The sequence below is a fragment of the Methylosinus sp. sav-2 genome, from assembly GCF_004366495.1.
In the GTDB taxonomy this organism is placed as follows: domain Bacteria; phylum Pseudomonadota; class Alphaproteobacteria; order Rhizobiales; family Beijerinckiaceae; genus Methylosinus.
Map to the genome: position 1 here is coordinate 54,473 of NZ_SOEJ01000016.1, position 22,975 is coordinate 77,447.

General features: G+C 60.6%; 15 protein-coding genes. 5 read left to right on the forward strand and 10 right to left on the reverse strand.

Annotated elements, in window-relative coordinates; translation table 11 throughout:
• Window positions 1-83: 83 nt before the first annotated feature.
• Entirely contained in the window at window positions 84-1,595 is a 1,512-nt protein-coding gene (locus tag EDE12_RS18630) for a diaminobutyrate--2-oxoglutarate transaminase (RefSeq protein WP_026598243.1), read from the forward strand.
• Window positions 1,596-1,643: 48 nt separating this feature from the next.
• Here EDE12_RS18630 and EDE12_RS18635 read toward each other — a convergent pair whose 3' ends face one another.
• Genes EDE12_RS18635 through EDE12_RS18645 form a run of 3 tightly spaced genes read right to left on the reverse strand, consistent with a single transcriptional unit; the run spans window position 1,644 to window position 4,728 of the window.
• Window positions 1,644-2,528, reverse strand: a complete 885-nt coding sequence (locus EDE12_RS18635) for an HlyD family secretion protein (protein WP_026598244.1) — start codon at window positions 2,526-2,528, stop codon at window positions 1,644-1,646.
• On the reverse strand, window positions 2,525-2,734 hold the full coding sequence (locus EDE12_RS18640; protein WP_024881741.1) for a DUF1656 domain-containing protein: 210 nt from the start codon (window positions 2,732-2,734) through the stop codon (window positions 2,525-2,527). Before EDE12_RS18640 ends, EDE12_RS18635 begins: the two co-directional genes overlap by 4 nt.
• On the reverse strand, window positions 2,731-4,728 hold the full coding sequence (locus EDE12_RS18645) for an FUSC family protein (protein ID WP_026598245.1): 1,998 nt from the start codon (window positions 4,726-4,728) through the stop codon (window positions 2,731-2,733). Before EDE12_RS18645 ends, EDE12_RS18640 begins: the two co-directional genes overlap by 4 nt.
• Before the next feature lie 122 nt (window positions 4,729-4,850).
• Here EDE12_RS18645 and EDE12_RS18650 point away from each other — a divergent pair, with 122 nt between their 5' ends.
• The gene (locus EDE12_RS18650) at window positions 4,851-5,501 is read left to right on the forward strand and encodes a TetR/AcrR family transcriptional regulator (protein ID WP_245275727.1); all 651 of its coding nucleotides are present in this window, start codon (window positions 4,851-4,853) and stop codon (window positions 5,499-5,501) included.
• Window positions 5,502-5,841: 340 nt separating this feature from the next.
• Window positions 5,842-7,740: a methanol/ethanol family PQQ-dependent dehydrogenase gene (locus tag EDE12_RS18655; protein WP_026598247.1), complete on the forward strand. Its 1,899-nt coding sequence runs from the start codon at window positions 5,842-5,844 to the stop codon at window positions 7,738-7,740.
• Window positions 7,741-8,042: 302 nt separating this feature from the next.
• On the opposite strand, the gene EDE12_RS18660 is transcribed toward EDE12_RS18655, so the two are convergent.
• Together EDE12_RS18660 and EDE12_RS22330 are read right to left on the reverse strand one after the other, a co-directional pair.
• Window positions 8,043-8,324 carry a hypothetical protein gene (locus EDE12_RS18660; protein ID WP_024881737.1) on the reverse strand — a complete coding sequence of 94 codons (282 nt, stop codon included), beginning with the start codon at window positions 8,322-8,324 and terminating at the stop codon, window positions 8,043-8,045.
• Between the two features lie 301 nt (window positions 8,325-8,625).
• On the reverse strand, window positions 8,626-9,444 hold the full coding sequence (locus EDE12_RS22330) for a hypothetical protein (protein WP_245267466.1): 819 nt from the start codon (window positions 9,442-9,444) through the stop codon (window positions 8,626-8,628).
• Between EDE12_RS22330 and EDE12_RS18665 the strand changes: the two genes are divergently transcribed.
• The gene (locus EDE12_RS18665) at window positions 9,406-12,072 is read left to right on the forward strand and encodes a CheR family methyltransferase (protein ID WP_245275728.1); all 2,667 of its coding nucleotides are present in this window, start codon (window positions 9,406-9,408) and stop codon (window positions 12,070-12,072) included. The two genes, EDE12_RS22330 and EDE12_RS18665, sit on opposite strands and share 39 nt — an antisense overlap.
• Window positions 12,073-12,296: 224 nt before the next feature.
• On the opposite strand, the gene EDE12_RS18670 is transcribed toward EDE12_RS18665, so the two are convergent.
• The 5 genes from EDE12_RS18670 to EDE12_RS18690 all read right to left on the reverse strand — a co-directional run bounded on the left by EDE12_RS18670 (window position 12,297) and on the right by EDE12_RS18690 (window position 21,072).
• Window positions 12,297-13,616 carry a HAMP domain-containing sensor histidine kinase gene (locus EDE12_RS18670; protein ID WP_024881734.1) on the reverse strand — a complete coding sequence of 440 codons (1,320 nt, stop codon included), beginning with the start codon at window positions 13,614-13,616 and terminating at the stop codon, window positions 12,297-12,299.
• Window positions 13,617-13,647: 31 nt separating this feature from the next.
• Window positions 13,648-14,364: a response regulator transcription factor gene (locus EDE12_RS18675; protein ID WP_024881733.1), complete on the reverse strand. Its 717-nt coding sequence runs from the start codon at window positions 14,362-14,364 to the stop codon at window positions 13,648-13,650.
• Window positions 14,365-15,171: 807 nt separating this feature from the next.
• Window positions 15,172-16,710 carry an efflux transporter outer membrane subunit gene (locus EDE12_RS18680; protein ID WP_024881732.1) on the reverse strand — a complete coding sequence of 513 codons (1,539 nt, stop codon included), beginning with the start codon at window positions 16,708-16,710 and terminating at the stop codon, window positions 15,172-15,174.
• On the reverse strand, window positions 16,707-17,996 hold the full coding sequence (locus tag EDE12_RS18685) for an efflux RND transporter periplasmic adaptor subunit (protein WP_134188221.1): 1,290 nt from the start codon (window positions 17,994-17,996) through the stop codon (window positions 16,707-16,709). The genes EDE12_RS18680 and EDE12_RS18685 overlap by 4 nt, the downstream gene beginning before the upstream one ends.
• Complete coding sequence (locus tag EDE12_RS18690; RefSeq protein ID WP_026598250.1) at window positions 17,926-21,072, reverse strand: efflux RND transporter permease subunit; 3,147 nt, start codon at window positions 21,070-21,072, stop codon at window positions 17,926-17,928. Before EDE12_RS18690 ends, EDE12_RS18685 begins: the two co-directional genes overlap by 71 nt.
• Window positions 21,073-21,665: 593 nt before the next feature.
• On the opposite strand from EDE12_RS18690, the gene EDE12_RS18695 reads away from it, so the two are divergent.
• The gene (locus EDE12_RS18695) at window positions 21,666-22,739 is read left to right on the forward strand and encodes a tetratricopeptide repeat protein (RefSeq protein ID WP_026598251.1); all 1,074 of its coding nucleotides are present in this window, start codon (window positions 21,666-21,668) and stop codon (window positions 22,737-22,739) included.
• Window positions 22,740-22,975: the final 236 nt, after the last annotated feature.

Below are 22,975 nucleotides of genomic sequence, written 5' to 3' on the forward strand. Positions count from 1 at the left end.
TCCGACCTCGCACGTCTTTGTCAGCAGGAATGCGTACGCCGACGGAATGGTCCGTCGTCGCGGGGGCGCCGATGGGGTGCACGATGTCCAAATCGTCAGATGCGTTTGCGAGCAGCCGCGCGCCGTCGACCGCGCCGACCGACCCGGAATTTTCGAATGCGAGCGTGCAGCTCGTCGATCGCCCTTCGGACGGCGAATTCCCGAGTTCCGGCGCCGAGAACCTCCATGCCGCATATCCGCTCTATAGCGCGTTCGGCAATCGCTATCTCGCGCGCCAGGCCGATATCGAATCCAATGCGAGGACCTATCCGCGAAGCCTGCCGATCGCCCTCAGAGCAGGCCGCGGCGTCATCGTGGAGGACACCGAAGGACGTGAATACATCGACTGTCTCGCGGGAGCGGGCGCCTTGGCTCTGGGCCACAATCATCCGGTTGTCGTCGAGGCGATCCGCGCGACCTTGGCGGAGCAGGCGCCGTTCCAGACGCTCGATCTGCCGACGCCGCTGAAGGATCGGTTTATCCGCGAGCTGTTCGACAGTCTTCCGCCGACATTCGCAGAAGACTTCAAAATACAATTTTGCGGCCCCTCCGGCGCGGATGCGGTCGAGGCGGCTCTCAAGCTCGTCAAGACCGCGACCGGGCGGCGCGGCGTCGCATCGTTCCAGGGCGCCTATCATGGAATGACGCATGCGACCCTCGGCGTCACCGGCGAGCCGACTCCGCGAAGGGCCGTCGGCGGTCTCGGCGGCGAGGTGCAATTTCTTCCCTACCCTTCCGATTATCGCTGTCCCTTCGGACTCGGCGGGGAGGCCGGCTCGGACATTGGCGCGCGCTATATCGAGAATCTCCTCGAGGATCCGAACAGCGGCGTGCTGCCGCCCGCCGGCATGATACTCGAGGTCGTTCAAGGAGAGGGCGGCGTAAATCCGGCGCCGGACGACTGGCTGCGCAAGATTCGCGACATCACCAAGCGCCGCGGCATTCCTCTCATTCTCGACGAGGTGCAAACAGGTCTCGGACGCACCGGGCGCATGTATGCATGCGAGCATGCCGGCGTGACGCCGGATGTGCTCGTGCTGTCGAAAGCGATCGGCGGCGGGCTTCCGCTATCGGTCGTCGTCTATCATCGCGATCTGGATATATGGAAGGCCGGCGCGCATGCCGGGACGTTTCGCGGCAATCAGCTCGCCTTCGCATCGGGCGCCGCGACGATCCGCCATATCATGCGCGAAAGGCTCGATCTCAATGCGGAGACGATGGGCGCGCGTCTTCGGCGCGGACTGGCGTCGATCGCCGAAGACGCATCCTGCATCGCCGACATTCGCGGACGCGGCCTCATGGTCGGCGTGGAGATCGTCGACGACCGCGCGCCGGATGGAGCGATGCGGCCGGCGGCTCCGGAGACGGCGCGAAAAATCCAACACGAGTGCCTGCGTCGCGGCCTCATTCTCGAGCTCGGCGGCCGCTTCGCATCGGTTGTGCGCCTCCTGCCGCCACTCATCGTGAGCGACAGCGACATCGGCGCGATTCTCGACAGATTCGAGGCGGCGTTGAAGGCCGTCGAGCGAGGCTACGCTTCCTCCGCGAGTCGCTGAGCGCGCGTTCCGCTCAACGCAACGGGTGGTCGTCGTCGAGCGGCGGCGTCATGGCTTCTTCGCGCCGATAACGACAGTCGCCGTGCGGCCGGCGATCATGGCCACGTCGTCGGCCGTCGGATCGAGCGCGATGCGGACAGGTATGCGCTGCGCGAGCCGCACCCAGCTGAATGTCGGATTGACGTTGGGCAGCATCGTCGTTCCGGCGCTGCGCTCGCGATCCTCTATGCCGCCCGCTATTCCTTCGACGCGTCCGAAGATCGTCTTCGTCTCGCCCATCAAATGAATCTCGGCGCGGTCGCCGACGTGAATCATCGGCAGCTTCGTCTCCTCGAAATAGCCGTCGACATACAGGCTCTCCGCGTCGATCAGCGCCGCGACGCCCTTGCCCGCCGTCACATAGACGCCGGGCCTCAGGTCGAAATTCGTCAAAGGCCCGCTGACGGAAGCGCGCACCTCCGATCGATCGAGGTTCAATCTGGCGACATCGCGGTCGGCCGCCGCCTGCCGCAACGCCGCTTGGGCCTGCGCCTGCGCGGATATCGCCGCGTCGAGCTGCTGCTTGGAGACCGCGATCGTCTTCGTCGCCTCGAGAGCGCGATAACGCGCCAGATCCTTCGTCGCGACGTCGAGCGCGGCGGCGCGTCCCTCGAGAATCGCCTCGGCCTGTCGCAGCGCGAGAACGAAGCGCTCCCGATCGATGCGGAACAGCGCCTCGCCCTTGCGTACGAATTGATCGTCGTGAACGAGCACCTCGCTGACGAGCCCCGACACATCGGCGGCGACGGCGACGACATCGGCGCGCACGCGCCCGTCCCTGGTCCAGGGCTCCGCTTCGTAATATTCCCAAAGGCGCCAGACGACGAAGGCCGCCGCCAGGGCGAGCGCTAATGTCGTCGCGATGCGAAGGAAGGTGAGCAGCTTCGTTTTCACAGACGTTCCGGGGATAAGAGAAGAACGCAAGCGCCGAGCAGACAGACGAACATGGCGAAATTGAACAATGCCGGGTGCCAGACGAAGCGGTAGAAGCCGATGGTTTCGAGCGCTCGCTCGATCACGACCTCCAGAACGAAAGCGACGAGCGCAAAGGCGAGCAGCGACGATACGAACACGCCGAAGATGCTGATTTCCGCATTCATGCGACTTTCGCCTCCAACAAGGACTGGTCGGGCGGGGGCTCTGCGGCGAAGAGACAGCGCCGCAGGCCGACCAGAGCGAGCAGCAGGCGCGCGTCGCCGGCGTTTCGCGCCATCGCCATCGCGCGGTCGATCGCATGCAGAGCGGCCCGAGACGGCGCCGGCGCACCGATCTGGAAAGAGCGGGTGAGATGCTTCAACAACGCGTCGATCCGTCTTCGGCGAGAGCCGACCAGCGTGTTTCGCGATCGGCGCGCATCGAGAATATTCAGCCCGGTTCTCAAATCGCGCAGCGCGTCCGGCAGTTTGCCTTCGACCGCATGGGCGATGGGCGCGAGCAGAAACAGACGATCGAGCATCAAGCCCATGAGGCGCACGTCGTTTCCCGCGCGCGGATCGGCCGCCTGAACGAGCGCGTCCCGGTTGGCGCGCGCATAGCGGCGCGCGCGCCATTGCGCGCCGGCGCGGCGGATCAAGGCCGTCGTGACCGCCGTCAGCGCCATGCCGGCGGACATTGCGAGACTCGTATTCACGAAATTCTCGGCGTCCGCGGAATAGAGCTCCTGCACGGCCATGGCCGTCGGCGTGACGATGGCCAGCGGCAAGCCGATGCGAAAGGTCTGCGGCGAGGCGATGAGCAAGCCGAAGGCGAGGTAGACGGGAGCGAGCGCCAGCGCCAGCGTCTCGAAATTGTGAATGCGCGGCAATATGACAAAAAGGTAGACGCCGGCGATCGTCGTGGCGACGATGGTCCATTTGGCGAAGCCGGCGATCGACGGAGTGGGATCGTCCTGAGATGCGTAGAGGCTTCCGACGATCGCTCCCATCATGGCTGCGACCGAGCCCTCCGGCCACGCCGTGGCGATCCAGAATAGGCAGCAGGCGAAAATCGCGCAGCCGAGCGCGAAGGCCGCGTGCAGGGCGGCGCCATGGTCGAGATGGCGGACGCGCGCCACGCGCGATTCGACCGTGAGGCGCAAGGGCGCTGGCTGAACCGACCCGTCGGCGAGGGCTTTCGTCAGCTCGCCGCAGTCGAACAAAATATCGAGCAGCTCGCCGATACGCTGGCAGAGGCTCGCCTCGATGAGCGCGCGCCAGTCGGCGTCCGCGCTCGCGGCGGCAGCCGACTCGAGGTCGCGCCGAAGCTCGGCAGTCGTCTTCTCCGAATCTTCGGCCCCGACGACCACGGCGCGCGCGCGCTCGACGAGCGCGCCAACGCGTTCCGAGGCGCCGCCGAGGTCGGCGAGCGCGGCGAGGCGATCGGAGATCGCCGACAGAACGGGAAACAGCATGAGCATGCGTGGCGTGATGCGACGGATGCGGTCGAGTGATCGGCGTTCGACCGCAGGATCGAAGGAGAGATGGGCGGCGAGCGTCTCGATCTCCGCCACATCGGTCACGAGGCGTAACCAATGCGCGTCGTTCGGCGCGCTCGTTTGCGGATCGAGCGCGTCGCCGGCGGCGTCGCGTCCGTGCCGCAGCGAGATATCGAGCCTTTCGGCGACGACGGCGCCGACGGAGCGCGGGAAGACGAGGCTCGACACGAGCGAAGCGCAAGCGATGCCGACGAGGATTTCTTCGGTTCGCGACAGAGCGAGATCGAAGACCGTCGACGGCGCGTCGACGGCCGGAAATCCGACGATCGCCGCTGTATAGCCGGCGAGCATGAAAACATAGCCGCGCGGCGTGCGGTCGAGCAGCGCGAGATAGAGGCAAAATCCCGACCAGATCGACATGGCGAGCGCCAGCACGAGCGGGGCGTCGACCAGATTGGGAACCATCAGAACCGCGCCCGCCGCGCCGATCAATGTGCCAGCGGCCCGATAGACGGCCTTCGACATCGTCGCGCCGGCGAGCGGCTGCGAGGCGATATAGACCGACGCCAACGCCCAATAGGGCCGCGGCAGATCGAGCCAGAAGCTGACGGCGAGGGCCAACATCGCGGCGACGAATGTCTTGACCGAGAACAGCCAATGGCTCGAGCCGAAAAAAGTCATCAAGGGGTTCCGGAAGCGTCGGCGACCGCAGCGAAGCGCTTGCGTCTGGCCGGGGTTTCGATAAAAATGACCACTTGGTCATTTTATGTCAAGCCATGATCCGGCGGAAAGACACGAGAAGAATGGCGAAGCGACCGACAAAGCCCACGAAGAGCGTGGAGCCGCGGCGGGCCGGTAGAGGGCCGAGCCCAGAGAAGACCGCGCAGACGCGCCGCGTCATCATCGACGCCGCGCTCGGGGAGTTTCTCGAGAATGGCTACGCCGACACGACGATGGACGGCGTCGCAAGACGCGCGGGCGTCGCCAAGGGTACGTCCTATCGATACTTTCCGGCCAAAGAGGCGCTGTTCGAAGCCGTGGTGCGGGAGAAGATCGCAGGAGCGTTGATCGACGCCGACCCCGCCAATCGCCGACCCGACGAGCCGGTGTCGACATTCATACGGCGCACCATGCTCGTGTCGATACGCGAGATCGAGCGCAATGGTCGCGCCGCCATCGCGCGACTCGTGCTCGTCGAAGGCGCGCGCTTTCCGGAGATGACGGAGATCTACCGCCGCGTGATGTTCGAGCCGCTCTTGAAGCAGATCCGCGATTTGGCCGCGACCGCGCGAGCCAGAGGAGAGCTGCGCCGTCCCGAGCTCGAAGACTATCCTCATCTGCTCATCGCGCCGATCTGGTTCGCGATCATTCACAATGGTCTGCTCGATCGCGCCCACCCTCTGGACATCGGCGATTTGTTCGAAGCGCATCTCGATCTCGTGTTCGACGCGTGAAGCCAGCTCCGCTGGCGTCGGCGGATTTGCATCGAGCGCCCGACTTTTGCCCACTCTCGTCATTTTGGAATCGTTTCACGCCGAGCATAGGGCGCCGAGCGCCGCTCGATGACGGACGACAGCCGCAGCTGTCGCAAATTTGCGACAATCGGAAGCGCGTCCCTTGTTCGTGATCTGGCGCGCCACGCCCATTCGATGAATATCGATCTTCGAGCGGCGTTGCATGCGACCGCTGCATGAGCGCGCGGCGGATGGCGCACGGCTTCCCGGGCTCGGCGCCGTCCGCCGCGCATGAAGGGCAAACGAGAAAATAGCCGGCTGCGGAGGAAATGAAATGCAGATGAGGAAACTTCGACTGTCGATTTCGATCGGCGCGCTTGCGCTCGCGGCGAGCGGCGCCTTTGCGGACACGCTGCTCGACCTGCAGAAGGACGCGCGCCAATGGGTGTCGCCGACAGGCGATTACGCCAATCTTCGGCATTCGGCGTTGAAGCAGATCACCACGGCGAATGTGCATAAGCTCGCAGTCGACTGGCAATTCTCGACCGGCGTCTTGCGCGGACACGAGGGCGCTCCGCTGGTCATTCACGATGTGACGATTCCCGCCGTCATCGAGAAAGACGGCAAGACGACGAAAGCGGCCTATGTCACCGACGTGATGTATCTGCACACGCCATTTCCCAACAATGTCTATGCGCTCGATTTGAGAGATCCAGAGCACAAGGTGCTTTGGAAATACGCGCCACAGCAGGATGCATCCGTCGTTCCTGTGATGTGCTGCGACACGGTCAATCGCGGCCTCGCCTATGGCGACGGCAAGATCTTCCTCGCCCAAGCCGACACGACTCTCGTCGCGCTCGACGCAGCGACGGGCGCGTCTTCCGGCGAGGGCAAGGACAAGCCGATCTGGTCCGTCAAATTCGGCGATCCGTCGAAGGGCGAGACATCCACGGCCGCGCCGCATGTGTTCAAAGACAAGGTGCTCGTCGGCAACGCTGGCGGCGAATATGGCGTGCGCGGCCATATCTCCGCCTATGATGTGAAGACCGGCGCGCTATTATGGCGTGGCTATTCGACCGGGCCGGACGACGACACGTTGATCGACCCCGAGAAGACGACGCATCTCGGCAAGCCGGTGGGCAAGGACTCCGGGATCAACACTTGGCAAGGCGATCAGTGGAAGCTCGGCGGCGGCACGACATGGGGCTGGTACAGCTACGACCCAGAGCTCAATCTCGTCTATTACGGCTCCGGCAATCCCTCGACATGGAATCCCCTTCAGCGCCCTGGCGACAATCGCTGGTCCATGACTTTGTGGGCGCGTGATCTCGACACGGGCAAGGCAAGATGGGTCTATCAGACGACGCCGCACGACCAATGGGATTATGACGCGGTCAACGAGCTGCTGCTCGTCGATCAAGAGATCGACGGAAAAAAGCGCAAGACGGCCGTTCATTTCGACCGCAACGGCTTCGGCTACACGCTCGATCGCGTCAGTGGCGAATTGCTCGTCGCCGCGAAATTCGATCCCGCCGTCAATTGGGCCACGAAGATCGATCTCGACAAAACGTCGAAGACCTATGGCCGTCCGATCCTCGACGAGCGCTTCTCGACCGAGGCGCATGGCGAGGACGAGACGACGCGCGGCGCCTGTCCGACGACGCTCGGCTCCAAGGACGAGCAGCCAGCGAGCTACGACCCGAATACGGGCCTCTTCCTCGTGCCGACCAATCACGTCTGCATGGATTTCGAACCGTTCCGGGTCAGCTATTCGGCCGGACAGCCCTATGTCGGCGCCACCGTCGAGATGTTCCCCGCCGATCGCGACAAGGGTGAGACGCATACGGGCAATTTCATCGCCTGGGACGCCAAGACCGGCAAGATCGTGTGGGCGAACAAGGAGCAATTCTCCGTCTGGTCGGGCGCGGTCACGACGGATGGCGGCGTGACCTTCTACGGCACGCTCGAGGGCTATCTGAAGGCCGTCGACACAAAGACCGGCAAGGAGCTGTTCCGGCGCAAGACGCCTTCCGGCATCATCGGCAATGTGATCACCTATGAGGTCGGCGGAAAGCAATATGTCGCTGTGCTTTCGGGCGTCGGCGGCTGGGCGGGAATCGGTCTCGCGGCGGGATTGACGAAGAGCAGCGACGGTCTCGGCGCCGTGGGCAATTATCGTAGCCTGTCGAACTATACGGCGCTCGGCGGCGTGCTCACAGTGTTCGCCCTGCCGGAATGAGCGCCTGCGCGCGGCGCGCCTTCTCGATGGCGCGCCGCGTGCGTCGGCGGACCCCACCGACGCTTGTCCCGAGTTCACGCTGGAGGCGTCGACTCGCGTGAAGAACCCGTAATCGCAGGCTTTCCAAGCTGAAGGCGTATTGGCGCAAGAGCGCCGAGCGAACCGTCGCCGTTCTGATGCGGCCCTCGAAACCTGCGCCGACATCTTCAAACCTTCATAATGCGCAAACTCTTTCGCCGCTTACGAATTTGATCCGCCTCGATCGGAGCCCACGCTAGGCGCTCGTGTGTCCCACCAAGGCATCATGTCTTTGGACGCAAGCTGATATTAGAAAGCTGCTGCACGTCCTCCACACTCAGTGTCCACTTCTCGGTCTGATTGGTCAATTCGTCGAATGTTCGATGTAGCTCATTCTTCGCGACCTGAACCATTTCAGTATCGTCAAATTCTTTCATCTCGAGAAGAATCGGGATTTGGAAAACCAAAGGCTCGCGCTCGACCTCGAATGTTATCTGAACACGGTCTCCTTTCTCATTCGGCGCCGCCGCCTCGATGCGCGCTACCTTGATCTTGAACTCGCCCATATCATCTCCCTCATAACCGCTTCGCGGTCCAATCTCTCTCCGCATGATTGCATCGACGACGCGTATATTTCATCTCGCTATCGCTAAAGCTCGATCGTATTTCCGATGGACCTTTTCGACAGCCTGCCGGCAAGACCCGCCTGCAGTACGTAGGGCGGTGAGACTGGATCGACGTCATCCGGTCAACGTGAGCGGTGACGTTTCTTGGTTCTTTCGACGCCGTCGACGATATTCATCGAGGGCTTCGCTCGAGCGGAGCGGCTGAGGTCGGCGGCGTTCTTGTTTACCCTGCGGGCGCGTCTCATGCCGCCGCTGCCGCTGACGAAGGAACGCCGTCAGCCGCTCCTCCTCGTGAAATATGATATATTCGCCCGTGAAATAGGCTGCTCGGCATTGCTACGTTACTGATCAGCGTGACATCGAACGCCTCGAAGCGCATATAGAGCCGAGGTGAAAGGCGCTGCCGATGAACCCGGACATATCGTTTCCAGTCGTAGGCGTCGGCGCTTCCGCGGGCGGCATCCAAGCGCTGGAGAGTCTGTTCCGCGCCATGCCCGCCAATCCAGGCATGAGCTTCGTCGTCATCATGCATTTGGCTCCGGATCGGAAGAGCCTGCTCACGGATATTTTGGGGCACCATGCCAAAATGAGCGTCGAGGTCGCTCGCGACGGTCAGCGCCTCGAGAAGGATAAGATATATGTTATTCCGCCGGCGACGGTCCTGACGATCGCCTCCGGGCGGCTTCGGCTGATAGCGACCGACCCAGCCCATCACGAGCGATCGCCTATCGACGTATTCTTCAGCGCGCTCGCTCGCGACCGCGGCGAAACCGCCATCGGGGTCGTCCTGTCGGGGAGCGGCAGCGACGGCGTTCTCGGCATCAAGGCGATCAAGGAGCACGGCGGCGTCACCATGGCGCAGGCGAGCGATGGGTCGGGTCCGGGATTTGCTGGAATGCCAGGCAGCGCCATCGCCAGCGGACTGGTCGATTTTGCGATTCCGGTCGATGCGATGGCGGAAAAGCTCGTCGAGATCATACGCGATCTCGACGAGCCGGACGATCTCGCCTCGGATCGGCGAATGAACGACGACAGCGGCGTCGTTCTCGAGGCGCGCCAAGCCATCTATTCGATCCTGCGTGATTCTGCGGGGCACGACTTCAGCGGCTACAAGACCAAGACATTCATGCGCCGGGTCCGTCGCCGCATGCATATCCAGCAATGCGAACAGATCGCCGACTATGTGGAGCGCCTGCGCGAGGCTCCCGAAGAGGCGACGGCGCTCTTTCGCGACCTCCTGATCAATGTCACGAGCTTTTTTCGCGATTCGGACGCATTCGACGCGCTCCGAGAAAGCGCCGTTCCGCGGTTGTTCGAGGGAAAAGGAGCGGCCGACACGGTGCGGGTCTGGGTTCCGGGTTGTTCCACCGGCGAAGAAGTCTATTCGATCGCGATCACTCTTCGCGAGCATATGGACGGATTGAGAGTCGCCCCGCGAGTGACCATTTTCGCGACCGATATCGATGACGCGGCTCTGACGATCGCGCGCGCCGCCCGCTATCCCCTTGCGCTGATGGACGGGGTCTCGGACCAGAGACGCAAACGCTTTTTTACCGCCGAGTCCGGCAGCTATGTCGTCGTCAAGGCGGTTCGCGACCTCTGCGTCTTCTCTCCGCACAGCATTCTGCGCGATCCGCCTTTCTCGCACATGGACCTGGTGTCCTGTCGCAATCTGCTCATCTATCTCGGCGCGGATGTGCAGAGGGAAGTGATTCCCATCTTTCACTATTCCCTCCGAGCCAGCGGGATTCTTTTTCTCGGTATGTCCGAGAGCGTCGGCCAGTTCTCCGATCTCTTTACACCGATCGACAAGAAACATTGCCTGTTCGAGGCGCGCGATCCCGGCCGGCGCGTGCGCATGCCGCATTTCACGGCTGGCTTGCGCGCTGTCTCCTACCCGGCTCCTGTGTCCGGCAAGACCAACGCCGGATCCGCATCACAATTGCGGCGCAGCGTGGAGGCGCGCGTCGCCGAAGGATTCGCGCCTCCGCATGTCGTCGTGACCGAGGACGGCGACATCGTTCATTTTTCCGCCCGAACGGGCAAATATCTCGAAGCGGCGCCCGGAGCGCCCGATCGTCAGATCTTCGCGATGGCGCGCAAAGGTCTGCGCCTCGATTTGCGCAGCGTGCTGCGCGAGGCGATCGAGACACGCCGGACAGCGACGCGTCAAAACGTAAAAGTAGAAGCCGATAACGACCACACGGAACTCGTCTCGCTGACTGCCGAGCCCCTGCTGGACCGGGAGGGCGGCAAGGCGCTTTTCTTGATTTTGTTCCAAGCGAGAGAACCATCGACAGCGGACATGATGTCGACCTCTCCGACCGAGCCGGCAGGCGACGCGATGCGGCTCGAAGGCGAGCTGTTCGAGACCCGCGAACGACTTCAGGCGACGATCGAGGAATATGAGACGGCTCTCGAGGAATTGAAATCAGCGAATGAAGAGCTGATCTCGATGAATGAGGAGACGCAGTCTACCAATGAGGAGCTCGAATCCTCGAAGGAAGAGCTGCAATCGCTCAACGAGGAGATGAGGACCGTCAACCATGAGCTGGAAAGCAAGATCGACGATCTGGACCGAGCCAACAGCGATCTGAGGAACGTGTTCGCGAGCACTCGCATCGCGACGATCTTCATGGATCGTAATCTCGTCATCCGAACCTTCACGCCTGCGGCGTCTCAAATCTTCAACATCATCCCTTCGGACGCCGGGCGACCGCTCACCGACCTCGCGGCGAAGCTCGACTACCCCGAATTGACCGCCGACCTTCTCGAGGTGCTGGAAAGCGGGACCTCGATCGAGCGGCGCGTGCACAAGAACGACGTCGATGCGCCCTATTATCTCGCCCGCCTCACCACTTATCGTGGAGGCTCTCAACAAATCGACGGAGTCGTGGCGACCTTCATCGATGTGACCACCACGACGCGCTCCGAAGAGAAGGTGCAAAAACTGCAAGCAGACCGATTGATCTCCATGAAGGAAATGGGCACGGGCCTCGCCCATGAGATCAATCAGCCGCTCTCGGCGGCCGCGACCTATCTCCATGCGGCGCAGCGCTCGTTGAAAATACCGTCGGAGCGGCGCCCGGCGAGCATCGAAAGCATTTTGGGAAGCGCTGTCGAGCAGGTGATGTGGGCCGCGCAGGTGGTCGATCACTTGCGAGAATTCGTCTCCCGCGACGAGCCGAAGAAAACCTTCTCGAGCGTGCATAAGCTGATCGAGGAGGCCTATGAGCTCACCCTCCCGACTGCGAAACAGTCCGGAGTCCGTGGAACAATTCGTTTGAATGCGAAGGACGATCGCGCGCTCGTGGACAAGGTGCAGATCAAGCAGGTCCTGATCAATCTGATGCGGAACGCGATCGATGCGATGAGCGCGTCGGATAAGCGCGAGTTGACGATTTCGACGTCCTCGGTCGCGGGAGAAATGATCCGCATCGATGTCGCCGACACCGGTCCCGGCGTGCCGGACGAGATCAAGGCGAAGCTGTTCGAACCTTTCGTCACGACGAAGGCGCGCGGGATAGGCGTGGGATTGTCGATTTCACGCAACATCGTCGAAGCGCATTACGGAAAGATTTGGGCCGAAGCCAATCCGGAAGGTGGAGCGATCTTCAGCTTCACGCTGCCTCTGGAAAAGTCGGCTGTGGGCTCAGGCGACGAGGCTCGAAGCCCAACGCAGCCATGAGAAGCCGAACAAATCGATGCTCATCGACCGGCTGTCGCGAAGCCGTGCCGGCAATCGTGAATGTCGCATGTCCGCGCATCGGGACAGGGCCGAGTCTTTGCGGCCGTCATGCGCCGAGTCCGACGCTATGTTCCCGAGTGCGAAAAGCGATGGAACTGCGTCGCGCGCCAAGCGGAGGATCGTCGCGTGTCGACGAGACCTACTCTGTCGCGCTGATCGTTGCGCTATCGTGTTCTTCGGAACAGTTGGACCAGGAAAGCGCAGCCCCGGTCGGCGTCTTTGATTTCGACCTCGAACCCATGGAGCCGAATAATTGCGGCAACCAGAGTCAAGCCGAGTCCGCTGCCTGCGGCGTGTCTCGTCTCCCGAGATCTGTAAAATCTCTTGAAGACTTGGTTTCGTTGATTGGCCGGTATACCGGGGCCGGAGTCATGAATTTCGACGATCGGCCCCTGTAACGTGCTCATCACGCGGATTTCGACCATCCCTCGCTCTGGAGTGAATTTGACGGCATTGTCGATCAAATTCGCGAACGCCTCCAGCAACAAGTCCCGATCGCCGCGAGCAAATTCTTCCGTCTCATTCCGAACGACGAGCTCTATCGCCTTGCATTCGGCCGCAGGCTGGTAGAGCTCGACCAGCTCTTGCAACATTTCGGAAACGTCGAATTCGCTGAAGTGCGTATCGGTCGATCCAGCTTCGAAATGAGCCACACGAAGCAACGCCGTAGTCGCATTCAAGCTCTGATCCAGGTTGTTCAGCGCTTGCTCGATCCGGCCTTGCGCTTCGAGAGGCAAGACAAAATCGGACTGCACTTGCTCGAGGTGGGCTCGTACGCGGCCAAGCGGTGTTCTCAAGTCATGGGCGATATTATTGCCGACGTGTTCCAGCTCGTGCATCGCCGCCTCGAGCTGAGCGAGCATCTCGTTCACAGAATGCGCCAAGCTGTCCAATTCGTCGTTCGAATTGCTGATCGTCAAGCGCTCGTGCAAGGCGCCTCTTTTGATCTCGTCCAATTGCTGCTGGGCTGCTCTGAGCCGCCCACTCATCTTACGGCTGCTGAAGGCGCCGATCATCAAAGCGACGAGCGAGAACGGAAAAACGCCCTCCATAAAGACGCGCTTCACGGCCTCTTCGAGAACGGCGACCTCGGGCGTTTCTCGGCCGATCACGAGAATCCGCTGATCGGGAAGCCGCGTTCCAACGAAGAGGGTCTGTGTCGCAAAACCGCGTTTAGAGCGCACATTCGGGTCGAGTATGAGATGCGCCTTGCCATCTAAAAGCAGGCTCGATGGAATCTCGTGCAGATTCCCTTGCGCGTAAGACCCATCGCGTTCGAACAGGCCAGATACAGACAATCGATAGGCCTGATTATAGGCCTTGTCCTCTAGGCTCAGGTTCTTCTGTCCTTCGAGATACGCGGAAATTCCCAATGCCTGAAGCTCCAAAAGGGAGCGAAATCGTCCAACTTCCCAGGTCGATAAGTTCCAATACAGAAAGCCAAATAGCACGAATGTACCCATGACGTAAGCGATCACGGCCATGATCGCTCGGCGGAACGATGGCCAGGATATTTTAGCCGTGGTGGTCAAATATATGTCCCTGACCTCTGACATTGAGGAAAAATCGGCTGGTGCTTCCCCCTTCGATTTTGTGCCTCAGCTTGCTGATATGCTGGTCGACGACGTTGGTTTGCGGCACAAAGTGGAATTTCCATACATCCTTGAGCAGCATTTGCCGCGTCACCAGCCGGCCGGCGTTCGACATGAAATATTCGAGCAGTTGGAACTCGCGTGCCGACAGCTCTATCTTTTCGTCGCCGCGAAACGCCGTGCGTCGCAGCAAATCGAGCGTCAGCGGGCCGACTTGAAGCTTGGTGGCGCTGCTCTGCAACGGTCTTCGCAGCAGCGCATCGACCCTCGCTCCCAGCTCCTCGAGACTGAATGGCTTGATCAAATAGTCGTCTGCGCCAGCCTCGAGACCGAGAACTCGCTCGTCGACGGCGTCTAGCGCGCTGATAATGAGAACCGGAACGTTGAAATTTTGTCGGCGTAGCTCCTGAACGATGTTGATTCCATAGACTTCGGGCAAGATGCGATCGATGACGAGGATGTCGAAGCCTCCCTCGCCGACCTTGGAGAGGCCTTCGCTTCCGTTGCAGATATGCAGGACCTCATATTGTCGCTTTGCCAGCGCGTCGATAATAGCGCCCGCGAGCTCCTCGTCGTCTTCGACGAGCAGCACTTTGGCGCGCGGCGAGAAGCCTGGCTGCGAAGCTTTATCGACGCTCAACGCTTTTCGTCCCCTTCCACGATCACTGGCGCTCGCGGAGCCGCTTCCCAGACGTCGCATTGGCGCTGTCCCGGACGCTGTCGGGGGAAGACGGCTCGGCATTGCACTGGCGACATCGCTCTTTCGATGCCAAAGAATAAGCTACGTAACATGCGACATACCGCTACACAAACAAAATATCTAATCACATGTGCGCCCCGTCGCCGCGCATTGCGCGGCGAATGGCATGGTCAAAGCCAGGATATTGCTTAGACATGGCCGTAACCAATATTTACATAGATGATCGTATCGCGTCATTCTGGCGCTCCATGGCATGTCATATGCAACTCTATGCGTTTTCATACGTAGGCCTGTGTTGCGTTTACATATGAATGCCGAATATCGAGCGCACGCCAAATTGCGCCGAACCCGCAGATCAGCGGGCCTCGCCGTCGTAGCAGCCGTCACTTTCATGAGTTGCGCGCCAGAAGGCCCTGTTGCCCGGCTGGGCGTCCGGCGACGGCGCAGTGCGAATGCAGTGCCCGGCGTGCGCCCACCAGTCCTGCAGCTGATCTTTGCGATCGAGTGGGTTTATTCCTTGCTTCGGATGTCGCCAGTGGACACAATCTCCACAGGATAAGGCCGCGATTGGACGATCTGGGCTCCATTCGCCACATGCATCGTCTGCGTGGGTGCGCGGCCAATGCGCGACTTCGTCGCAGCTACTGCTCGTGCTCGGAGCGCGTCGGTGGCAGCTGCCACCGTCTCTCTCCATACGCCTCCAAAAAGCGCAGCTGTCGCAGCGCGGCTGCGAGCGTAACCGAGCCGTCATGGCTCGCCTCCCGTTTTCCCATTGCTGGACAGAGCGGCAGTCAGCGGATTGTCGAAATGCCGAAGGTCGGCGGACGACCAGCCGCCACCGAGCGAGAGCATCAGCGCAATCGCCGCCTGGAGCCTCTTCCCTTTGAGGCTCAGCAAAGCGTCTCGCGCATCCAGTGCCGCTGTCTGCGCTGTGATCACATCGAGATAATTGGTGGCGCCGTCTCGATAGAGGACGAGCGAGATGTCGAGAACTTTTTGAGTCGACGCCACGGCCGCGCCGATGCTTTTCTCTTGCTTGGCGAGCCAGCGCAAATTCGAGAGACTGTCCTCGACCTCTTGGAAGGCTCGCAGCACGGTCTCCCGGTACTCGGCGACGGCGTGAGCATGACTGGCCTTCGAAGCGTCCAACTCGGCGACGCGTGCGTCGCCGTCGAAAATCGGCAGGGTGATCGCCGGGCCAACCGACCAAACGCTGTTTTTGAAATTGAGCAGACTGAGGCCGGTGTCCTGCGTTCCGCCCGAAAGATTGATCGTCAGCCGCGGGAAAAACGCGGCCCTCGCCACACCGATCGTCGCATTCGCCGCCGCCACTCGTCGTTCGGCGGCGGCGACGTCGGGCCTGCGCTCGAGCAAGGTGAGCGGAACGGCCGAGGGAATCGTCGGCTGAGCATTGGATCGAGACGAAGGTCGAATCGAGAACGAAGATGCGGCTCTGCCGACGAGTGTCGCAATCGCGTGTTCATACATTGCCCGCTTCGCTTCGAGCTCGGCTCGACGAGCGCGCGCGACCTCGAGCTGCGCCATCGCCCGTGGCTCATCGGAAGGGGCGCCGACATTGCCTTTTACAAGCGTCTTCGTGAGATCGAGCGCCAACGCATAGCTTGCGACGACGTGATCATATAGGGCGATCTCGCTGTCGACGGTTCGCAGCGCCACGTAGTCGCGCGCTACTTCCGCCTGAAGGCTGAGACGGATCGTTTCGAGATCGGCCGCGCTCGCTTGCACTTGCGCTTCTCGCGATGCGATCGAATTTCTGACCCTTCCCCAAAGGTCGACCTCGTAGCTCGATTGCAGGCTCAGCAAATTGTTTCCGTAATGGGATGGCTGATCGAATGGCCGGCCATCGATCAGCGCCTGCTCGAGTCCTTGCGGCGACGCCACGCGATTGGAGTTTCGAAGCGGTCGATGCGCAGATTGCTTGTTCGACGAATAGCTGTTGCTGAAATCGATCGTCGGCATAAGCCCGGCTTCGGCTTTTGCCGCAAAGGCGCGTGACTGATCCAGTAAGGCGACAGACGCCGCCAAGCTCTGACTGCCGGTGTCGATTTGCGCTTCGATCTCGTTCAGCGTTCTGTCGTTCAGGACGCGCCACCAGGGTCCTCTCGACTGGTCGTCGCGCGGGCGTGCTTCGGCCCACGATTTGTTCTCCTTGAATTTTGCCGGCGTTTCCACGTCAGGAGGGGAATAGTCCGGTGCGAAGCTGCAGCCAGAAAGGGCAACGGTCAGAAAGGACAGCATCGGCAGCAGCCCAGAACGAACATTCATTTTCTCCGCTCTCCGCGGACCGACGACGCTTCCTGGCCGTCGACCGTCGGCTGCGAAATCTCGACGACATCGCCGTCTCTCAGCAATTCGGACGGATAGTCGATGATCTTATCCGTCGCCTTGACGCCGGACGTCACCAGAACCTCGGTCCCCAGATCTCGATCCACAAAAAGTTTCTTGAACGAAACTTTGTTGCCCGTCCCGATCGTGGCTACCCGCAGCTCGTTGCGCCGGAACAGCAGAGCGGTCGCGGGAATTCGGATGACGTTGGGGTCTTCAGGAATCTGAAAATGAACCTCGGTAAACGAGCCGGGCAATAGCGCGCCATTGCTATTGTCCACGAGCAGCTGAACGAGCAGCGTCCGCGAGCTTCCGGCGATTGCGTCGGAGGTGGCGACCACGGAAGCGTCGAACTTCCGGTCGGGATATTGTGAAAGCGTCAAGGTCGCCGTCATCCCTTGCTTGATACGGTTCGCGAAAGATTGCGGAACGCGCACATAGACGCGCATCTGATGAATGTCGGCGATGTCGAAGAGCTCGATCGGGTTTCCCGGGCCGACCAATACGCCCACGTCGATTTTTCGCGCCGTCACAATGCCGGAGAATGGGGCTGTGATCGAGGTGAAGCCTTTCAGCGCCTTCAGCCGATCCATATTCGCGCGAGCGGAAGCGACATCGGCCAATCTCGTGTCGACTTCCCCTCCCTTTTCGTCAACGCTCTGTTGCGACACCGCGGCGGAAGCGCGTAGCGCGGCCCATCGCTTCGATGTCAATTTGGCAAGCCGCGCTTGCGCCTCCGTTTTTTCCAACTCGCTTTTCGCCTGCTCATATTGCTGATCCAGCTCCGGAGCGTCGATCGTCGCGAGGACCGCGTCCGCCTTCACGCGAGCGCCGATGTCGTAGTTCCAGCTTTTCAAATAGCCGCTCACCCGCGCGCGAATTTGCGCCTCGTTGAACGCCTTGACTTCTCCGGGCAGGATCAACGCTTGCCCGCCACTCGCCGCCTTGATCGTAGCCAGTTGCACCGAAGGCGCAGCCTGCCTCTGCGTCCAATCCGCCAGTCGCGCTTCTTCGCGCCAGCGCAGAGCTATGCCGCATGCGCCCAACGCCACCGCCATCAGCGCGCCGAGGATCGGCCACAGCATGCGTCGTCCCATGGTCATCGGCGCGGTTGCCGAGACATGTGTAGGCCGATCCGATATCCATATGGGTTCATTACTCATCCGATGTCCTCGAGCCGCGTGTTTCAGAGTGGATAAGCGAAAAAACGACAGGAACGAGGACAAGCGTCGCGACCGTCGACCACATGAGTCCTCCGATCACCGCGCGTCCGAGAGGCGCATTTTGCTCGGCGCTGAGCGCCATGGGCGCCATGCCAATCATCATCGCGAGCGACGTCATCAAGACCGGTCTGAAGCGGGAAAATCCGGCGTCCACCGCTGCCGTCAACGCTTCGGCCCCTTCCGCCAAGCGGCCGCGGGCGAAGCTCACCACCAGAATGCTGTTCGCCGTGGCGACGCCCATGCACATGATCGCCCCGGTCAAGGCCGGAACAGACAACGTCGTAAAGCTCAGGAACAGGACCCAGACGATCCCCGCCAATGCTGTGGGAAGTGCGCACACTATGACGAAGGCGTCGAGCCAAGACTGAAAATTTACGACGATCAGAAGGTAGATGAGCACGATAGCGAGAGCGAGCCCGCTATAGAGCTGCGCATAGGTCGCCGTCATGGTCGAGACCTGTCCGCGCAACGCGACAGTCGAGCCCGCGGGACGTTGCGCCGCCATCTCGTCGAGAATTTTCTGGACGTCGTCCGCGACCGCTCCCAAATCGCGTCGGTGAACACTAGCGTAGATGTCGATCGCTTGCTGAACATTATAGTGCGAGACGACCGCCGCGCTCTGCCCGCGGGAGATGTCGGCCACGCCTTGCAAGATTTGCGGGCCTTTGGAGGACGACATCGGCGTCGTCCGCAGCGCATCCATGCTATTCAGCCACATCTGTGGCGTCTGCGCGACGATAGGATAAGAAACGCCATTCTTCGGATTGAGCCAAAACGTCGGCGCCGTTTGCACGCTTCCCGCCAAGTTCACCTGCAGAGTCACCGCGATATCACGTTCCGTCAGTCCGACGTCGAAGGCGGCTGGCCGGTCGACATCGACGTTGAGAGTGGGCGTGTTGAAGGCTTGCTGAATGCGCGCGTCCGCGATGCCAGGAATTTTGGCGATCCTGCGAAACAGCTGTTCCGCGTAGGCGCGGTTGGCGTCGACATTGGTCCCGCTGATCTGCACATCGATGGGCGCCGGCAATCCGAAGTTGAGAATCTGCGTCACGATGTCTGCCGGGAGAAAAGCGAAAGAAACCCCCGGGAAAAGTCTCGGAAGCCGTTCTCGGAGGAGCTCGGCGTAATGTTCTGTTTCCTGCTCTTGGCCCTCGCGGAGCGTGATCATGACGTCCGTGTCTGCAGCGCCGATCGTTCCGGAGTTGCCGTACGCGAGATTGATGCCGCTGATCGGCAGTCCGACGTTGTCGACAATCGACTCGAGCGCGGAAGGTGGAATGAATTGGCGGATCGCCCCCTCGACTCTGTCGCAGATTTTCGTCGTCTCTTCTATCCGAGCGCCGGTCGGCGCCCGAAGATGCAGCTTCAGCTGCCCGGCCTGAACGGTGGGAAAAAAATTACGTCCGAGGACTGGCGTCAGAACGAAAGAGGAAAGGACCACCGCCATGAAGGCGGTGACGAAGGCGCGTGGCCGCAACAGAGCTGAATCGAGAAATCGCTTGTATTGCGCCCGAACCGCTTCGAAGCGGCGCTCGAAAGCTTGCTGGACACGCGCGAGCGGATTGGCCGATCGCGAGGCTCGTTCGTGATGGTTGACCGGGGTTGAGAGCAGGTAGTGCGCGAGAGTCGAGACGAGCGTCCGCGAAAGGACGTAAGAAGCGAGCAGCGCAAAGAGGACCGCTTCCGCCATCGGCCTGAAGAGGTAGCCGGCGACGCCGCCGAGGCCGAACATAGGAAGAAACACAATGCAGATGCATAGCAGAGAGACGGTCGCCGGGATAATGATCTGGCGAGCTCCGTCCATGATCGCATCCTCGATCGCTTTGCCTTGCTCGAGATGCGCATTGATGTTTTCGATGGTGACAGTCGCATCATCGACGAGAATTCCGACCGCCAGCGCCAATCCACCGAGCGTCATGACATTGATCGTTTCGCCGACGAGCGAAAGCGCGACAATGGAGGACAGGATCGCCAGCGGAATCGAAGTGATGATGATGATGGTCGAACGCCAGCTACCCAGAAACAGCAAGATCATAAGCCCCGTCAGCGTGGCCGCCATCAGACCTTCGGTAATGACGCTCGAGACAGCGGAGTTGACGAATGTAGACTGGTCGCCGACGGCGACGAGCTGGATTTCTGACGGCAACCCTTCGCGAATCTTCGGCAGCAAGGAATTCACGCCATTGATGACGTCCAATGTCGAAGCCGAGCCGGACTTTTGGATGGCCAAGAGGACCGCCGCTCCGCCATCGACGCGAACGACGTTCGTCTGCGGAGGGCTTCCGTCGTGGACAAACGCGACATCTCTTACGAAGACAATTGCGCCATCGGCCGCCTTGATAGGGAGATCGTTGAGCTCCTCGATCTGCCGAGGAGCGTCGTTCAACGACACGACATATTCATAGACTCCGATTTTTTGGGTGCCGACGGGCAATATCAGATTCTGGCGCGCTATCGCGTCGACGACGTCCTGCGCCGACAGCCCGTAGGATTGCAGCTTACGTGGATCGATATCCGCCTGAACTTGGCGAACCTTTCCGCCATAGGGAGAGGGAACGGCGGCTCCGGCCACGGTCGCGAGCTGCGGCCGAATGAAGTTTTGCGCATAATCGAACAATTGTGTCTCGGACAAAGTTCGACTCGATAGCGCGAGCTGGATGACCGGAACGCTAGAAGCGTTGAACGTCAGCACGTAGGGGGGCGTAATTCCGGCCGGAAGAAACTTCAGGACAGTCTGCGACGCCGCCGTCACCTGCGACAGAGCCGTGTCGATTCTCGCGGTGGGCTGGAAGTAGACTTTGACGATGCCGTATCCCGCTAGAGACTGCGACTCGATATGCTGAATGTCGTTGACCTGAGCGCTCAGCGCGCGCTCGTAGAAATATATGATACGACCGGACATGTCTTCAGGCGGCAGGCCATTATAGGTCCACACCACGCTGATCACGGGAATGCCGATGTTCGGAAAGATGTCGGTCGGCGTGGACCTCCATGCCTTCACGCCGAAGATCAATATGAGAAGAGCGGCGACGACGAATGTGTATGGACGTTGTAGGGCGACGCGAACGATACCGAGCATAGCAGCTTGCATACCGGGCGGAACTCCGATGATGGATCGTAATGATGGCGGAGCCACACGGCCCGTTGAGGTGAGGCCTCTGTGAGGATTTGCGGTTCATTCGCAACGCCAGTTTGAGACCCGACAGCAAAAGGAAAAGCGCTCTTTTCCCGTGGGTGAATGTCGGCCCAAAGCAGCCAGGCTGCAAGCAATCAAATATAAAAAAGAAATTAGAGATCAGAGAATTGAGAGCGATCGGCAGAGCGGCCCGACTAATTTTTTTTTTAATAACCCGCAGCGAGGGGGTTTGCTAGGAAAGCATATGCCTAGACAGAGCCGAATACGACCTGTTTTGGCGGCGGCGCGCGTCGGGGGAGCGAGTGACGCCAGAGTGCGCGAGCAGTCGAGCTGCGGCTTGTGCTGAACAGCGTGTCCGACGCGACCCCTCTTGTAGGCGTCGGCTTTCGGAAGGAAACGTCGGCCGGCTCAGAAGGTCTAGGTCCGTCGAAACGGGTGACGGAGCATAGCGGTAGATCGCTATTTCCCTCGCCAATGCGCGATGCGGCCTCTGCCGTCAGGGACGATCTACGCTCACAATGCCTGAGGGGGTCATCATGAGTTCCGATATTCGCTCGAAATTCGCCTATACGCCGGATCATTCGAAGATAGATGCGGAAGGGCCGATGAGCGCGGCAAATCCGAACAGCGTCGAACGGCTTTTTATCGGCGCCAAGAAGCTCATGGATCAGGCGGCGCGCGCTTTCGAGCGGCAAGACTACGCGCGCTCGAAAGTGTTGCTCCTCGACGCTCTCGGCGACTGCGAGGCGTCGAAGCAATCTGGTCATCGCGATAAAGTAGATATTCTGCTCCGTCTGGCGTTGACCGAAGGCAAGCAAGGAGATTTGGACGAAAGCAGAGAAAGCCTCCGACGCGCGCTCGTAGTCTTCGAGGAGAACGCAGGGACGGACAAAGTCGAAGTGGCCGAGCGCTTTGCTGAAGCGGCCATCGTGTTGCACTCATTGAATGAGCGCGTCGATGCGAAGATCTATAGCAAACGCGCATTGGCGATTTTCAACGAGCTGCTGGACGAACAGCACCCCGAGGTTCTCGCCTGCCTCGACGGGTGTGTCATTATTCACGTTTTATGTGGGAACCATAAAGAAGCGGCGAAGCTGCTCGAGCGCGCATTGGCATACCGCGAGCAGGCTGTAAATGTGACGCGAAAGGACATAGCGGCGTTCCTCGATCAGTTCACGGATCTCTTCCATACGCATGGCGGCGGCGGCGAGGTCGAACCGTTTTTGCGAAAGGCGCTGTCGATCCGTGAGACATTGCTCGGTCCCGAGCATCTGCATACGTTGATGACCTTGAACAAGCTCGGATTGGCGCTGTTCGAAAAGGGAGCTTACACGGACGCTATGCTGATATTGGAGCGCGTCTATGCGACCTGCGAAAAGACGATGGGGTCCGCGCATCCGGACACGGCGACGTGCTTGAGCAATATCGGCGATCTGCTCTGCGCGACAGGCCATCTGGCGGAAGCGCAGCTTTGGTTCGAGCAAGCAATCAGCGTGCTCGAAAGGGTTCTGGAGGTCGAGCAATCGACCCGCAAGCGGATGCCACGAAATTTGAAAAGGCTTAATAAGAGCGCGGATCAAGAAGAATATTCGGGTCAAGAAGGTCATTGAAGCTCGGATCGTCGAGCAGACGAACGACGATGTAGCTCACCCATGCTTCAATGACGTCGGACGTCATTTCTTTTCATGTCGATCCATGAAATCGCATGGAAAGCGCAGGTCCGCTTGTGCCCACAATATCGCCGAATGCTGCGTATCCCTCCGGCGGCGGCCGCCTGGCGTTGATTGCGGTTTTTGAGATAGCTGCCTGACAGGTGGCGCGATGATCGTGTCCGCTTCTATTACAA